The organism is Photobacterium carnosum, assembly GCF_021236965.1.
Taxonomy (GTDB): domain Bacteria; phylum Pseudomonadota; class Gammaproteobacteria; order Enterobacterales; family Vibrionaceae; genus Photobacterium; species Photobacterium carnosum.
In genome coordinates this window covers 155,464-171,006 of the sequence record NZ_WMDN01000004.1, presented here as the reverse complement: position 1 = coordinate 171,006, position 15,543 = coordinate 155,464, and the positions used below count along the sequence as shown (strand labels likewise).

Here is a 15,543-nt window from a genome sequence, read left to right as displayed (position 1 = left end):
TCATTATTAGTGTCCATAAGTGCGTGGACGAGTGTAGTAATCGATGATTGGCACACATAAGTTGGCGAGTAGCACTGCAAAGGCGACCCCGTCAGGGAAACCACCCCAAGTACGAATGAGGTAGATCATTACGCCAATAAAAGCACCAAAGATCAGTCGACCTTTTACGGTGGTTGTGGCTGTTACTGGATCGGTGGCGATAAAGAATGCGCCAAGCATGGTTGCACCAGAGAACATATGTAATAGCGGTGAAGCGGCAACACTTGGATCAAGCACATGCATAACACTACTAATAACCAGTAATGACGTTAGCATTGCGACTGGAATGTGCCATTGGATAATACGCAATTTAAGTAGTAATAAACCACCTAATAAGAAACCAATGTTAACCCACTCCCAACCAATGCCTGCCAGTGTACCGTAAACTGGTTTTTTCATTGCTTCTGCAATTGTCAGTCCGGTTTTTAACGATGTTTTTAGAGTATCTAATGGGGTTGCCATGGTGTAGCCATCAACAGACATTTTTAGCTGTTGAATACTGAAACCATCAGGTGTGTAACCCGTAAAGATTGCAGACAGACTATCCATAAAGGTCACAGGGTTAGCACTTAATGATGCGGGTGGTAACCATGTTGTCATTTGAACGGGGAATGAAATCAATAATACGACATAAGCAACCATTGCTGGGTTAAACAGGTTTTGACCCATGCCACCATAGAGGTGTTTCGCGACAACAATCGCAAAGAATACGCCAATAACGGTGATCCACCACGGTGCCAGTGGGGGAATAGAAATACCAATTAATACCCCAGTTAATAGTGCGGTATTATCACGTAAATAAGGTGCTAATGGACGTTGACGTAATTTAAGTACAATCGCTTCAAATGTAAGTGCACACAAAGAGGCGAAAACAATTTGGATCAGTGTTCCCAACCCAAAAAAGTAGCATTGAGCAATAACACCAAAAGCTGCACATAAAATAACCGTACGCATGATGGTACTTGTGCTGCGACGATTATGTGCATGGGGTGAGCTGGCAATATTAAAAGCCACGATTATTCTTCCTCAATGTTGGATTGTGCTTTATTTGCTTGTTGTGCTGCTTTACGGGCTTTCGCTCGTGCAACGGCAGCAGCGACAGCGGCTTTTTTAGGATCGATAACAACGTCAGTGTTCACTTCGGCAGCAGGTGCAGCGTCTGTTGTTGCATCGTTAACGGGAGCTTGAGTCTCGATGCTAACTTGTGCTTGTTGAGCGGCTTTACGGGCTTTTGCACGCGCAACGGCAGCAGCAACAGCCGCTTTTTTAGGATCGACTGCAACGTCAGTGTTTGTTTCAGCAACTGGTGCAGCGTCTGTTGTTGCATCGTTAACGGGAGCTTGAGTCTCGATGCTAACTTGTGCTTGCTGAGCGGCTTTACGGGCTTTTGCTCGTGCAACGGCAGCAGCGACAGCGGCTTTTTTAGGATCGACCGCAGTGTCAGTGTTCATTTTGGTAACAGGCTCAGCGGCAACGGGATCAGCATCAATAGCCGCGGGTGTTTGTTGAGCGGCTTTACGGGCTTTCGCTCGTGCAATGGCAGCAGCAACTGCCGCTTTTTTAGGATCGACAGCAGCGTCAGTGTTCACTTTGGTAACAGGCTCAGCGGCAACGGGATCAGCATCAATAGCCGCGGGTGCTTGTTGAGCGGCTTTACGGGCTTTCGCTCGTGCAATGGCAGCAGCAACTGCCGCTTTTTTAGGATCGACAGCAGCGTCAGTGTTCACTTTGGTAACAGGCTCAGCGGCAACGGGCTCAGCATCAATAGCCGTTGGTGCTTGTTGAGCGGCTTTACGGGCTTTTGCACGCGCAACGGCAGCAGAGACAGCATCTTTCTTATCTGTATTTTGCGCAGATGGTTGATCAGTGTCGGCTTGCTGTTGTTGCATTAATTCAGCATGTTTGGCTGCTTTTTGCTCGCGAGCTTGAAGTTTACGCTGCTTACGTAAGGCAGCCATTTCACTGTTATCTGGCTCAGCATTCGCTTCTGATGTTGAAGCGGCTTGCTTGGCTTTTGCTTTAGCAATAGCGGCTGCAACAGCGGGTTTGATAGTTGGTGTTGTTGCCGCAGCAGCTTGTTTGGCTTTTACTCGCGCAATGGCGGCTGCTACAGCATCATCACCACCAGATGCTGCCATACTTTGGCGACGATCAGTGGCAGCTTTAGCAAATCGGTTTTCACGATCCGCTTTATCGCGTTCCATGCGCTGTTGTTTGGCTTCAAAACGCTGACGAGCGCGTTCAGCACTCATTTCATCTTGTTTACGTTCCCAAATCTCAGCTTTAGCTTGACGATAATACTGTACTAATGGAATTTCACTTGGGCAGACATAAGCACAAGCGCCACATTCAATGCAGTCGCTTAAGTTATATTCTTCACATTTGCTGTAGTCTTTATCTTTTGCATACCATTGTAACTGTTGTGGTAATAATGAAGATGGGCAAACATCGGCACAAGCAGAACAACGAATACAGGCCATTTCGTAAGTATGTAGCGGTAATTCTTTACGTTTAGGCGTTAAGATACAGTTAGTAATTTTGGTAATCGGTACATTGGCATGTGGCAATGTAAAGCCCATTAATGAGCCACCAATAATGACGCGAGGGTATTTTTTATCGGCTTGATAACCAAATTTTTCAAGCAAATAAGCAATAGGCGTCCCTAGTAATGCAAATACATTTCCCCGTTGCTTAAAGGCTTCACCTGTTAACGTGACCACGCGCTCAATTAAAGGCTCACCATTAACGATGGCGCGCTTAATCGCAAAAGCAGTACCGATGTTCTGCATAATAACCCCGATTGAGGTTGAACGTGCTTGGCTCGGTACTTCTCGACCTGTTAATAGCTTAACCAGTTGTTTAGAGCTGCCTGAAGGGTATTTGGTTGGAATAACACGAATAATAATATTATCGTCTTCACTGACACAGGCTTCTAATGCTTTGATTGCTTCAGGTTTATTATCTTCAATACCAATTAAGGTTAATTTTGGCGCAATAATGTGGCGTAAAATACGCACACCTTCGATGACTTCATCTGCATAGTCTTGCATGAGTCGATCATCAGCGGTGATATAAGGTTCACATTCAGCAGCATTGATGATCAGAATATCAACGTTACCTAAACCGCCTTGAAGTTTACGCGCAGTTGGAAAACCTGCACCGCCAAGGCCAGCAATACCCGCAAGACGAATAGCTTCAATCAGTTCAGCTGGATTGCGATCTTGATAATCTGGATATTGCGTTGCATAACACCAAGTGTCTTTATTATCGGTTGCAATGACGATGCATAGATCGGTTAAGCCAGAAGGGTGGGCGGTTGTGCGTTGCTCAATCGCCGTGATTGTGCCAGAACTCGGGGCGTGAATAGGCACACACATCGCAATATCACCTTGCGTTAGTGGTTGGCCTTTGAGTACGTGATCGCCAATGTTGACGATAATATCACCACGAGAACCTATGTGTTGTTTTAGTGGTAATACTAATTCGTGAGGAATACCTGCCGCTTTAATCGGTTGCTTACTGGATAATGCTTTGTTTTCCGCAGGGTGAATACCACCGTGGAAATCCCACAATTTACCTTGCTTAATTTGTTCAATAATTGATAGCATGACTATGGCTTAACCTTTTCTGCATTCGCTGTCGCAGCAATATTCACAACGGGTATTTGATTGAGTTGCCATTTCCAGTTATCCGGCGTTTCTTTAACTGGAATCATTTCAATACAGTCTGTAGGACAAGGAGAAACACAAAGGTCACAGCCTGTACATTCGTCTTTTATTACCGTGTGCATTGATTTAGTGCCGCCGACAATGGCATCCACTGGGCAGGCTTGAATACATTTGGTACAACCAATACACATGTCTTCATGAATAAAAGCGACTTTTTTAATACTCTTGGTCACTTCGTCTGAAGCCTGAGGCACTTCGACACCCATCAGATCGGCAAGTTTTTCAATAGTAGCTTGGCCACCAGGAGGACATTTGTTAATGATTTCGCCATTCGCTATCGCTTCAGCATAAGGACGGCAACCAGGGAAGCCACATTGACCACATTGTGTTTGCGGCAAAATAGCATCAATTTGTTCAACAATAGGATCGGCTTCAACTTTAAAACGCACTGAAGCAAAACCTAAAACAATGCCAAATATTGCTGCTAATACAGCGATTACAATGGCAGCAATTAAGATCCCGCTCATTACAATTTCACCAATCCAGTAAAGCCCATAAAGGCAAGAGACATAAGGCCCGCAGTGATCATTGCAATCGAGGCGCCTTTAAAGGGGGCTGGCACATCTGCTGCTGCAATACGTTCACGCATAGAAGCGAACAATACTAATACCAATGAGAAACCGACTGCCGCGCCAAAGCCATAAATAACAGATTGAATGAAGTTATGGTGCTCATTGGTATTGAGTAAAGCGACACCTAATACCGCACAGTTAGTGGTAATTAAAGGTAGAAAAATACCTAATAAACGGTAAAGCGTTGGGCTAGTTTTATGTACTACCATTTCGGTAAATTGCACCACAAAGGCAATCACAAGTATAAAACTAAGCGTACGCAAATATTGGATACCTAATGGATCCAAGATGTAGGTTTCAACAAGATACGCACACACAGAAGCAAGCGTTAGCACAAATGTTGTCGCTAAGCCCATACCGATAGCGGTTTCTAGTTTCTTAGATACGCCCATAAATGGACATAAACCTAAGAATTTAACGAGTACAAAGTTGTTAACCAACACTGTCCCGATGAGGAGTAAAAGGTATTCAGTCATACCGAGTTCATTATCATTGCAAGAGATCTCAACATTATCTGATTTTGTGAGCGCTATAACAACTCCTCAAGGGTAGGGTTTTATCTATTAATGCCCTTAAATTTGAGTAGTTGATTGAAATATAAGTTTTTAATGCAATAAATTTCTTATTTTAAGTTGATAGCTCACTATGGGTTGTTAATTAAATACATTGTTTTTGGTTTTTAATTGTGTATTTTGTGTTTTTTAACAGTAAATGTATTGCTCACCATTATAAAAAATAGCGGTTTTTTATGAGTGTTTTTGTAAATTGTGATTGTGACGGTTGTAAAGTTAGCCAATTCTGCGTTTGATATAGCCGAGTTTAATATAAGTAGTGTTCGTCATTACACGCATAACGAATCAACATAAGCTATTAGGATGAAACAATGGATATTTTATTACTTAGTAACGGTAAAATTGCGGGTAACACACATGTAATGGAATTTGCTGCTGATGCCATTATTGAGCAAGTAAAGCGTACCGGAGCGAAGCATTTTGTCGTGATCCCATATGCTGTTATTCGTTCAAGCCATGATGATCGTGTGGCTTTAATTCAAGCAACATTTGATAAATTGGGTCTAGATTGTATCGCAACGGGTCTGCACCGTGCTGAAGATCCAGTCACGGCGATTGAACAAGCTGATGGTATTATCGTTAGTGGCGGTAACACTTGGGTACTTAATAAAACCTTACATGATTTAGGTTTAGTTGGCCCAATTCGTAAAGCGGTATTAAAGCAAGGTAAAGCTTATATTGGCTGGAGTGCGGGAACGAATATCGGTTGCCCTACTATTCGTACTACGAATGATATGCCGATTGTTACTGGCGCTATTCTATCTTCATTGAATTTCGTACCTTTCCAGATTAATCCTCACTATTTAGAAGCCTCTGTTGAAGGTCATATGGGTGAAACTCGTGATGAGCGTATTCAAGAGTTTCTTGAGGTCAATAAACATGAACCTGTTATTGGTATTCCTGAAGGGACATGGCTAGCTCTAACCGATAATAAAATTAGTTATCATGCAGCCAATGGAAAACCTCTAAAATTCTTCAGCTATGGCAATGAGCCGATTTATTACCAACCAGGTGATGATGTACAGTTTTTGATGGATCTTAATTACTAACGTTATTGGTATTACAGTGACGATAAAATAAGAGGCTAACCCTGTAGGTTAGCTTTTTTTATATATTACAGAAAATGCTTGATTTTTAAGAAGTGCCTAATGACTTGGGTTTTTAGTGGTTGTCCACAATTTCTGTGGATAACTATGTTGATATGGATCGTTGTTTTTAGGGCTGTTGATAAATATTTAATGGTGATCTTAACCGTAAAATCAATAATTATAAGGAATAATTTAAAAAAACAAATAGAATAATATTATTAAAAATGAAGAAATATAGAGATATACAAAATAGTGCGGGACGCAATTATTGTTGTAAAAGCTGTGGATGGTATTTAAATAATAAGTTCGTATTGATCGAATTATTTTGTGATACGCGACACATTGATGATGTCTTCTCAAACTTAACCAAACCAGTATTGACATTATTGGGTGGGTGCTCACAATGATACTCAGTATTGTTATTACGAGTATATGTAATGAGTAAGCTGTTTAGGCTTGTATCTGATTATTCTCCAGCAGGTGATCAACCTACTGCAATTGAACAACTAATGGATGGACTTGATTCTGGTCTGGCACAGCAAACGTTACTTGGGGTTACGGGATCAGGAAAAACGTTTACGATTGCTAATGTTATCGCTCAAGCAAATCGGCCCACTCTTATCATGGCGCCAAATAAAACATTAGCAGCACAATTATATGGGGAAATGAGAGATTTCTTTCCTGATAATGCGGTTGAGTATTTTGTTTCCTATTACGATTACTACCAACCTGAAGCTTATGTGCCTACCACTGATACATTTATTGAAAAAGATGCATCGGTTAATGCCCATATCGAACAGATGCGATTATCCGCAACCAAAGCATTAATGGAACGACGTGATGTTATTATTATCGCGTCTGTTTCTGCTATTTATGGTTTAGGCGATCCTGAATCTTATTTAAAAATGATGTTACATGTACGCCGAGGTGATGTACTTAATCAGCGTGATATTTTACGTCGTTTAGCTGAACTTCAATATAAACGTAATGATGCTGTTTTTGAACGTGGTACGTTCCGTGTTCGAGGGGAAGTGATTGATATTTTCCCAGCAGAATCTGAAAAAGAAGCGATTCGATTGGAATTGTTTGATGATGAAGTTGAAGTTATTTCCGCATTTGATCCACTTACTGGTGCGATTATTCAACGTGATTTAGCCCGTACTACAATCTATCCTAAAACCCACTATGTGACACCAAGAGAGAAAATTCTAGAAGCTATTGAAGGTATCAAACTTGAGCTAACCCAGCGTAAGCAACAATTATTGGACAACAATAAATTAGTTGAAGAACAACGTATTTCACAGCGAACCCAGTTTGATATTGAAATGATGAATGAACTTGGTTTTTGTTCTGGTATCGAAAACTATTCACGTTACCTTAGTGGTCGTACCGAGGGTGAGCCACCACCAACCTTGTTTGATTATCTTCCTGCTGATGGTTTATTAATTATTGATGAATCACACGTTACGGTTTCTCAAATTGGTGCGATGTTCCGTGGCGACCGTTCTCGTAAAGAAAACCTGGTTGAATATGGCTTTCGACTTCCTTCCGCACTTGATAATCGACCAATGAAGTTTGAGGAATTTGAATCGTTAGCCCCACAAACTATTTATGTTTCTGCTACGCCGGGTAACTATGAGATTGAAAAATCTGGTGGGGATATTGCCGAACAAGTTGTTCGTCCTACTGGTTTACTTGATCCTGAAGTCGAAGTGCGCCCCGTAGCAACTCAGATTGATGATTTATTGTCTGAAATTCATATTAGAGCGGCTAAAAAAGAGCGGGTATTAGTTACGACGTTAACCAAGCGAATGTCAGAAGATCTTACTGAATACCTTACTGAACATGGGGTGAAAGTACGTTACCTTCATTCTGATATTGATACTGTTGAGCGAGTTGAGATTATTCGTGATTTACGGTTAGGTAAGTTTGATGTGTTAGTCGGTATTAACTTATTACGTGAAGGATTAGATATTCCTGAAGTTTCTTTAGTGGCAATTTTAGATGCAGATAAAGAAGGTTTTTTACGTTCAGAAAGATCTTTAATTCAAACTATGGGGCGTGCTGCACGTAATATCGAAGGTAAAGCTATTTTATATGGTGATCGTATTACGGGTTCAATGGAGCGCGCGATAAATGAAACACAGCGTCGACGTGAAAAGCAAATAATTTATAATTTAGAACACAATATAATACCGCAGAAACTCAATAAAAAAATTGGTGATTTATTAGCGTTGGGCGCACCAAGTGGGCGTTCAAGATCACGCAATAAAGCCGCTGATCTGCACAAAGTGGCAGAATCGAAAGGGACTTATTCAGTATTAACCCCGCAACAATTGGAGCTTGAAATTCAACGTTTAGAAAAACAAATGTATGACTTTGCGCAGAATTTAGAATTTGAACAAGCCGCAAATACTCGTGACAAGATCCATCAATTAAGACAGCAATTTATTGCCAATAGCTAATAATAATTTTTTATCATATTTTTGCGATAAAAAAAAGCCAGCCGATAAAAAGTTTCGGTTGGCTTCATTGTTAAGTGAAAGAATTCACAAACAACGTCAGTTGGCTAGGTTGACCCCTAAGATAAGAGTCATTATTCGTTTTGCATACCTCATGCCAACTTTTTTATAGGGTCTATAAGGCTTTTTTTGTCTATTTATTGCTTATTGTTGCTTTTATTTGTCGTGCCAGTAACGCATAAAAAGAATAATTTCGCAAAATGCAAACCATTATGCAATTTGATCGGGCATAATATAAAAAATGTAAATTTAGGAGTCCAGTTTCTATTGTATTGATTACAATTAGGGTAAGGAGTTCGTTTTTGGAGGAGCGATGGAAAGCATTACACGACAACATCAAGTATTAATGGTGGAAGATACCGCGTCAGTGGCTGCCTTATATAAATCTTACTTAAATCCACTCGGACTCAATGTGAGTATTGTCGGCACGGGTAAAGAAGCACTGAGCTTTATCAAGGAGACTATTCCAGATCTGATTTTATTAGATCTTCGTTTACCCGATATGACGGGTATGGAAGTTTTACAGTTAGTGCGACAAGATCACAGTGATATTCCGGTTGTTATCATGACAGCACACGGATCAATTGATATTGCCGTTGATGCTATTCGGCAAGGCGCTCAGGATTTTCTTATTAAACCTTGTGAAGCGGATCGTTTACGAATAACAGTAAATAACGTATTTAAAGGTAAAACTAAGTCATTGTCAGATACATCGGCAAAACAATCTGATGGTGCACAATATCAAGGATTTATTGGTAACAGTTTACCGATGCAAGCTGTGTATCGTGTTATTGAATCCGCAGCATCAAGTAAAGCAACTGTCTTTATCATGGGTGAAAGTGGAACCGGTAAAGAAGTCTGTGCTGAAGCAATCCACGCGGCTAGCCCAAGGCATGATAAACCGTTTATTGCTTTAAATTGTGCTGCTATTCCTAAAGATCTTATTGAAAGCGAATTATTTGGTCATGTCAAAGGTGCTTTTACAGGGGCATCGACAGAACGTCAAGGTGCGGTAGAAATTGCCCATACTGGTACGTTAATGCTAGATGAGCTTTGTGAAATGGATTTGGATTTACAAAGTAAACTATTACGTTTTATCCAAACGGGGACTTACCAAAAAGTGGGTTCATCTAAAACGTGTCATGTTGATGTGCGTTTTGTGTGTGCAACTAATAGAAATCCATGGCAAGAAGTTCAAGAAGGGCGTTTTCGAGAAGATCTTTATTATCGCCTCCATGTTATACCTATTACTTTACCTCCTTTACGTGATCGCGGTGATGATGTTATTGAAATTGCTCATGCATTATTGGGATTAATGTCATTAGAAGAGGGAAAAGATTTTAGTCGTTTTTCAACTGAAGTTTTACAATTATTTAAATCGTATTCTTGGCCGGGTAATGTGCGTGAATTGCAAAATATTATTCGTAATATTGTGGTGTTAAATACTGCTGAAGAAGTTGCGAAGGAAATGGTACCACCTCCGATAAATGCTATTGTTGGCGTAGAAATTGCAGCTCAAAATACAAGCTATCCACACTTAAATACATTAACATCAACGGTAAGTTCATCATTTGTCGATGATATACAAAAAGACAAGGTTGAGCCTCTTTGGATAGTCGAAAAACGTGCTATTCAATGGGCGATTGATGCTTGTGATGGTAATATCCCTCGTGCGGCTGGATTATTAGAGGTGAGCCCATCAACCATTTATCGTAAATTACAAACTTGGCAAGAGGCTGTGGGTAGTCGGGAGGTTGATTAATGGCAACGAATATAAATGCAGAAACATTAAAAAGATTGGCAGATGAAGTCGGTGAAGAAACCGTCGTGATATTATTGAATGTGTTTAGTGATGAGCTTGAACAATATTTAAAAAAACTGTCAAATCAACCATCAGTAAATCAAATTGGTGATATTAGCCATGCGATTAAAAGTAGTGCGGCAAGTTTCGGTGCTGACGATTTAGCACTAATGGCACAAGAATGTGAATCTCGTGTTAGACAAGGTCAAGATGATTGGATGATTGACCATTTGCCTCAATTTAGACAAATGGTCGCAGGCATGGCAGTTGAATATAAACAACTAGCTGGAAGCAATGAGTCTATCAATCGCATGCTTTAGTTTGTTACGGTCATGACGCCATTCATGATTATTAGAGGCTAAATCAAGCACCATTTGTTGGTATTTAGGCGCAAGTTGTGGCTGATGCTCATCAGTAATGATGGTATCAATCACTCTTCCCTCCATTGCGCGTTCGCACCAATGCAACATGGTTTTAAGGCTCATTTCTCCTGCCGGGCCTTTTTCTTTATCAATATTAGTAATAAAAGCAATTTTAGCGGTACTGACTTTTAATGCTTGTTCTATATCACGCAACAGTAATACTGGCATAATACTAGTTAAAAAGCTGCCAGGGCCTAATAGTATAATATCGGCTTCCATAATAGCATTCACGGCTTCTTTAGTTGCAGGTACCGCTGGTTCTAAATATAAACGTTTGGGTATTTCTGCTAATTCATCAACACTGGTTTCACCATTAATAATTTTACCGTCGTATGTGATGGCGGCTAAATCAGAAGGGTGTTCAGACATTGGAATAATATAAGGTTTAACCTGAAGCATATCGCGAATCAGGTTAATGGCGTCAAGAGGACGAATACAAAGGTTATCAAGTGCAGTTAGCATTAGGTTGCCAAGGTTATGACCATTAAGCTCGCCATTACCACGAAAACGGTATTCAAAAATCATTGAACCAATAGATGGCTCTGTTATTAATTGATTAATACAATTCCGCATATCTCCCCATGCTATACCGCCTTGGCATGCTCGAATTCGACCCGTCGATCCACCGTTATCTGTTGTTGTTACAATACCAGTAACCTGTGAACCGTAATCGGCTAATGATGATAAGACGCGTCCTAGTCCATGTCCGCCACCAATGGCGACTATACGAGTTGTTTCCGTACTCTTTGTAGACATAATGTTTGTTCTAATTATTATATTATGAGTATATTTTAACAAAGGATATGCGTTAGTGCATTTGTTGGTTAACGTTGATTGAGACATGGATCATATTATTTAAGGTTTAATGGTGGTTTAGATCATGCTCATAAGGTAGTCACAAGCGAAAAGACAGATGATGTAACTGATGTAGATCCGAATGTTTATTAAACATAAATTGTAAGTGTGTTGATAATAACTGTTGGCGCGAGGATTGATCACTAAATATGCCAATTCCGATACCTGTTTTTGAAATAATAATGGTATATACAGCGTTGTTATTATTACACTATCTCATTAGATGTCTTCTTTTGTAGGCAAGCAAGTCTGGTGCCGAAATCACAAAAAGGCAGTTAACAAGGTAATGTTTTGATTTTAAAGTAAATAATTGCAATTCAAGAATGGTATACCCCTTGTTCTAAGTATCTGGCCATATTTATATGCAGAATAAAAACCATTGTGCCTGAGAGTTTGTCGCTATTTACTTTGTTTGATCGATCCATGATTGAATACTATCTGTTGGTAATAACTCTAAATGTCCAAAATCATCAAAATACCATCCTTTTATTAATCCTTTATTGCGCATTTCAATAAAATTACCTAATACTTGCTGAGCTGCTGCATGAGCAGAATCTGAATCAAGGCTTTCTTCTCGTTGTAGATAAAGCGCAATATCATTCAATGTTGCTGATTCGATTATATTGGACATAAATCCTCCACTATTGACATCATTTTAATGTTAAATACCTAACTAGTATTGTCGTATTTCTGCTCGAAAGGTAGAATGTCAGCCTGTTTTTTTCAGTTATTTGTCAATTTTCGAAAAACTCTGATACTTTTAAATAAGACATGCCGTTGTGTGACATTAATAATTAATCAATGACTGATGGGCACAACTGCCATAACTCCGAGCTTTTTTCACTAAGTTGCTACGTGCTGTTTGATTTATTCATAAAAGAAAAATCAATATCAATAAGTGATTAACGCCAGTGACATAATGTCACCAGGGTTGGTTTAGAAATGAATCGGCCTCCCGTATTTGGAAAGGTGTTCCGTGGCTAAACAATTAGAAGATAGTTTTCAACGTAAATTTTATTATTTACGACTCTCAGTTACAGATGTATGTAACTTCAAATGTACCTATTGCTTACCTGATGGCTACCAGCCTGCAGATCAAAAGAAACCTTCTTTTTTAACGCTGGATGAAATTCATCGGGTGACTGCAGCTTTTGCTGATTGCGGTACAACCAAAGTGCGAATTACAGGCGGTGAGCCTAGTTTACGTCGTGATTTTACCGATATTATTCGTACGGTTGCGAGCCAACCAGGCATAACTAAGGTAGCCACTACGACCAATGGTTACCGCATGGCGAAGCATGTTCATGAATGGCGTCAAGCAGGATTAACCCATATTAACGTTAGTGTTGATAGTTTAGATCCTAAAATGTTCTATCAAATTACCGGTGAAAATATGTTTCATCAGGTAATGGAAGGTATTGATGCCGCGTTTGATGCTGGTTTTGAGCAAGTAAAGATCAACACTGTTTTACTTAAAGATCTTAATTCTCAAGAACTACCGAAGTTTTTAGAATGGATCAAAACTCGCCCAATTCAATTACGTTTTATCGAGTTAATGCAAACCGGTGAAATGGATAGTCTTTTCAGTAAACATCATGTTTCAGGTGTGAGTATTCGTAATCATCTTATTGCTAATGGGTGGTTATTGAAAGTAAAAGACAATAATGATGGCCCTGCACAAGTTTTCTATCATCCTGATTATCTAGGTGAAATTGGCCTTATTATGCCGTATGAAAAGAATTTTTGTGAAAGCTGTAATCGTCTTCGTGTCTCGGCAAAAGGCAAGTTACATCTGTGTCTCTTTGGTGAAGATGGTGTGGAATTGCGCGACTTATTGGCTGATGATAGCCAGCAATCACAACTTATTGAACGTATTCAAGCCAGTCTACAAACTAAAGCCGTGAGTCATTTCTTAGATGAAGGGAAAACTGGAATGACGCCAAATCTAGCTTCTATTGGTGGTTAGGCTACACGATGCACGATTATAAATAATAAATAAACAGTCGAAATAGAACGATCGGCTGTACTTAAATTATCGCTTTTATTGGGAATAAAAAATGAATCAGTTTACCCATATTAATGCTTCTGGCGAAGCTAACATGGTTGATGTATCAGCTAAAGTCGAAACAGTGCGTGAAGCTCGCGCAGAAGCATTTGTGCATATGGCTCCTGCAACATTGGCATTAATTGTCTCAGGCCAACATCATAAAGGTGATGTGTTTGCAACGGCACGTATCGCTGGTATTCAAGCGGCAAAAAAAACATGGGATTTAATTCCATTATGTCATCCATTATTGCTGACGAAAGTTGAAGTTCAATTGCAAGCTATGCCCGCTGAAAATAAAGTTCGCATTGAATCTCGTTGTAAATTAACAGGTAAGACTGGCGTTGAAATGGAAGCCTTAACAGCAGCATCTGTTGCTGCACTGACTATTTATGATATGTGTAAAGCCGTTCAAAAAGACATGGTTATTAGTCAAGTTCGATTACTTGAAAAAACAGGCGGTAAATCGGGTCACTTTAAGGCAGAAGCATGATTAATGTATTGTTTTTCGCTCAAATTAAAGAGTTAGTGGGTGTTGATAAAATTGAAGTTGCTGCGGAATTTGCAACGGCAGATGATTTACGCCAAGCATTACTAAGCCGTGGTGATAAATGGCAGCTAGCATTAGAGTCAGGTAAATTGTTGGTTGCGGTTAATCAAACTATTTGCCGCTTAGATACAGCCATTAAAGACGGTGATGAGGTTGCTTTCTTTCCACCTGTTACTGGGGGTTAATATGATTTCAGTACAACAAGATGATTTTTCTGTTGCTGATGAATACGCTAAACTTGCTGAAGGTAATGAAGCGGGAGCAGTCGTCACGTTTATCGGTAAAGTGCGTGATTTTAACCAAGGTGATGCTGTTACTGGGCTTTCATTAGAACACTATCCAGGAATGACAGAAAAAGCACTTCAAGAAATTATAGTGGAAGCGCGTAGTCGTTGGTCGTTATTACAAACACGAGTGATCCACCGTGTTGGTGATTTAGAGTTAGGTGATCAAATCGTTTTTGTTGGTGTAACAAGTGCTCACCGTGGTGCGGCATTTGAAGCCTGTGAATTCATTATGGATTACTTAAAAACCAAAGCCCCGTTTTGGAAAAAAGAACAAACCCCAGTAGAAAGTCGCTGGGTTGATGCGCGAGAAACTGATAATTCTGCCGCAGATAGATGGTAATTCCAATAATCTGATTTATATAAAAAAGGAGCTAATTTTAGCTCCTTTTTTTATGCTTTTTTATTGGTAAGTATTAACGATAAAGACTATTTTTTATTTTTATTCTTATCTCGATTTGCAGTCGTTGTTGGAACATAACTTGTGCGAAAACGGGATGGACTTGGTCGTGAAATGCAGCCTGTAGGTCTCATAATTTTACTCTTATTCTCACCGTATGAAATGACAGAGGTATTACTAAGAAATTGGCGTAGATACAGAATATATTTCTTAGTGGTTAAATAATAGCGAGCTTATTGGCTAAATTATAGGATCCTTACCAGCTTATGATGTTGTTTACTAAAATAATCTATCTGTTATTTTTTTAATTCCGTTTTGTTATTAATAAGTGGTTGTTTGGTGAATTTTTGGTGGGGTTGTGGTTTATGTGCCATATTTAAAAGGTGGAGATAAAAAAGATATTATTTTAGCTGGGATAAGACCAAGTAGTTAAAGTCGTCATAAAGGTCTACTGGCATCATTTAACAATGGAGTGGTTAATAATGCATAAACGTATGTCTTGCAAAAGAGTCAAACAGATGATGGCTGATATTGGCGTTAATGATAATCATGATGATGATGGCAATCAAGAGCAGCTGTTGCTTGAACAGAAAGAGCAAGCTGTGGGTCAAGACAAGCAGTTAATTAAATTAGACAGTGAAAGTAAGTAACAATGATAAGGTATTT

Annotated in this window: 15 protein-coding genes and 1 riboswitch; of the genes, 9 read left to right on the top strand and 6 right to left on the bottom strand. The window is 39.6% G+C overall.

Going from position 1 to position 15,543, the window contains the following annotated elements; translation table 11 throughout:
- Nucleotides 1–6: 6 nt before the first annotated feature.
- The 4 genes from rsxD to rsxA are packed head-to-tail and all read right to left on the bottom strand — an operon-like array spanning nucleotide 7 to nucleotide 4,815.
- On the bottom strand, nucleotides 7–1,053 hold the full coding sequence (gene rsxD / locus GLP24_RS05910; protein WP_045040334.1) for an electron transport complex subunit RsxD: 1,047 nt from the start codon (nucleotides 1,051–1,053) through the stop codon (nucleotides 7–9).
- Nucleotides 1,054–1,055: 2 nt separating this feature from the next.
- On the bottom strand, nucleotides 1,056–3,647 hold the full coding sequence (gene rsxC / locus GLP24_RS05905) for an electron transport complex subunit RsxC (protein ID WP_232615678.1): 2,592 nt from the start codon (nucleotides 3,645–3,647) through the stop codon (nucleotides 1,056–1,058).
- 2 nt (nucleotides 3,648–3,649) lie between these two features.
- Nucleotides 3,650–4,234: an electron transport complex subunit RsxB gene (rsxB, locus tag GLP24_RS05900; protein ID WP_232583582.1), complete on the bottom strand. Its 585-nt coding sequence runs from the start codon at nucleotides 4,232–4,234 to the stop codon at nucleotides 3,650–3,652.
- The gene (gene rsxA, locus GLP24_RS05895) at nucleotides 4,234–4,815 is read right to left on the bottom strand and encodes an electron transport complex subunit RsxA (protein ID WP_045040333.1); all 582 of its coding nucleotides are present in this window, start codon (nucleotides 4,813–4,815) and stop codon (nucleotides 4,234–4,236) included. Before rsxA ends, rsxB begins: the two co-directional genes overlap by 1 nt.
- Before the next feature lie 407 nt (nucleotides 4,816–5,222).
- Between rsxA and pepE the strand changes: the two genes are divergently transcribed.
- The 4 genes from pepE (at nucleotide 5,223) to GLP24_RS05875 (ending at nucleotide 10,642) form a co-directional block, all read left to right on the top strand.
- Nucleotides 5,223–5,960 carry a dipeptidase PepE gene (pepE, locus tag GLP24_RS05890; RefSeq protein WP_101768654.1) on the top strand — a complete coding sequence of 246 codons (738 nt, stop codon included), beginning with the start codon at nucleotides 5,223–5,225 and terminating at the stop codon, nucleotides 5,958–5,960.
- Between the two features lie 476 nt (nucleotides 5,961–6,436).
- Entirely contained in the window at nucleotides 6,437–8,464 is a 2,028-nt protein-coding gene (gene uvrB / locus GLP24_RS05885) for an excinuclease ABC subunit UvrB (RefSeq protein ID WP_101768655.1), read from the top strand.
- Nucleotides 8,465–8,834: 370 nt separating this feature from the next.
- Nucleotides 8,835–10,283: a quorum-sensing sigma-54 dependent transcriptional regulator LuxO gene (gene luxO, locus GLP24_RS05880; protein ID WP_232615677.1), complete on the top strand. Its 1,449-nt coding sequence runs from the start codon at nucleotides 8,835–8,837 to the stop codon at nucleotides 10,281–10,283.
- Entirely contained in the window at nucleotides 10,283–10,642 is a 360-nt protein-coding gene (locus GLP24_RS05875; RefSeq protein ID WP_101768657.1) for an Hpt domain-containing protein, read from the top strand. Before luxO ends, GLP24_RS05875 begins: the two co-directional genes overlap by 1 nt.
- Here GLP24_RS05875 and yvcK read toward each other — a convergent pair.
- On the bottom strand, nucleotides 10,604–11,500 hold the full coding sequence (gene yvcK / locus GLP24_RS05870) for a uridine diphosphate-N-acetylglucosamine-binding protein YvcK (protein WP_101768658.1): 897 nt from the start codon (nucleotides 11,498–11,500) through the stop codon (nucleotides 10,604–10,606). The genes GLP24_RS05875 and yvcK overlap by 39 nt on opposite strands.
- A gap of 502 nt (nucleotides 11,501–12,002) precedes the next feature.
- Nucleotides 12,003–12,230: a hypothetical protein gene (locus GLP24_RS05865; protein WP_101768659.1), complete on the bottom strand. Its 228-nt coding sequence runs from the start codon at nucleotides 12,228–12,230 to the stop codon at nucleotides 12,003–12,005.
- A 184-nt stretch (nucleotides 12,231–12,414) separates the two neighbouring features.
- Nucleotides 12,415–12,587: riboswitch (molybdenum cofactor riboswitch) on the top strand.
- On the opposite strand from GLP24_RS05865, the gene moaA reads away from it, so the two are divergent.
- The 5 genes from moaA to GLP24_RS05840 all read left to right on the top strand — a co-directional run bounded on the left by moaA (nucleotide 12,576) and on the right by GLP24_RS05840 (nucleotide 15,527).
- Nucleotides 12,576–13,565 (top strand): GTP 3',8-cyclase MoaA, encoded by a 990-nt coding sequence (gene moaA, locus GLP24_RS05860; protein ID WP_101768660.1) that lies wholly within the window; start codon nucleotides 12,576–12,578, stop codon nucleotides 13,563–13,565. (Overlaps the previous riboswitch by 12 nt.)
- A 91-nt stretch (nucleotides 13,566–13,656) precedes the next feature.
- A complete protein-coding gene (gene moaC, locus GLP24_RS05855) occupies nucleotides 13,657–14,136 on the top strand; it encodes a cyclic pyranopterin monophosphate synthase MoaC (RefSeq protein ID WP_101768661.1) in 480 nt (159 codons plus the stop codon).
- On the top strand, nucleotides 14,133–14,378 hold the full coding sequence (gene moaD, locus GLP24_RS05850; protein ID WP_080173503.1) for a molybdopterin synthase sulfur carrier subunit: 246 nt from the start codon (nucleotides 14,133–14,135) through the stop codon (nucleotides 14,376–14,378). Before moaC ends, moaD begins: the two co-directional genes overlap by 4 nt.
- 1 nt (nucleotide 14,379) lies before the next feature.
- Nucleotides 14,380–14,820, top strand: a complete 441-nt coding sequence (gene moaE / locus GLP24_RS05845; protein WP_101768662.1) for a molybdopterin synthase catalytic subunit MoaE — start codon at nucleotides 14,380–14,382, stop codon at nucleotides 14,818–14,820.
- A 539-nt stretch (nucleotides 14,821–15,359) separates the two neighbouring features.
- Nucleotides 15,360–15,527 (top strand): hypothetical protein, encoded by a 168-nt coding sequence (locus GLP24_RS05840; RefSeq protein ID WP_232578485.1) that lies wholly within the window; start codon nucleotides 15,360–15,362, stop codon nucleotides 15,525–15,527.
- Nucleotides 15,528–15,543: the final 16 nt, after the last annotated feature.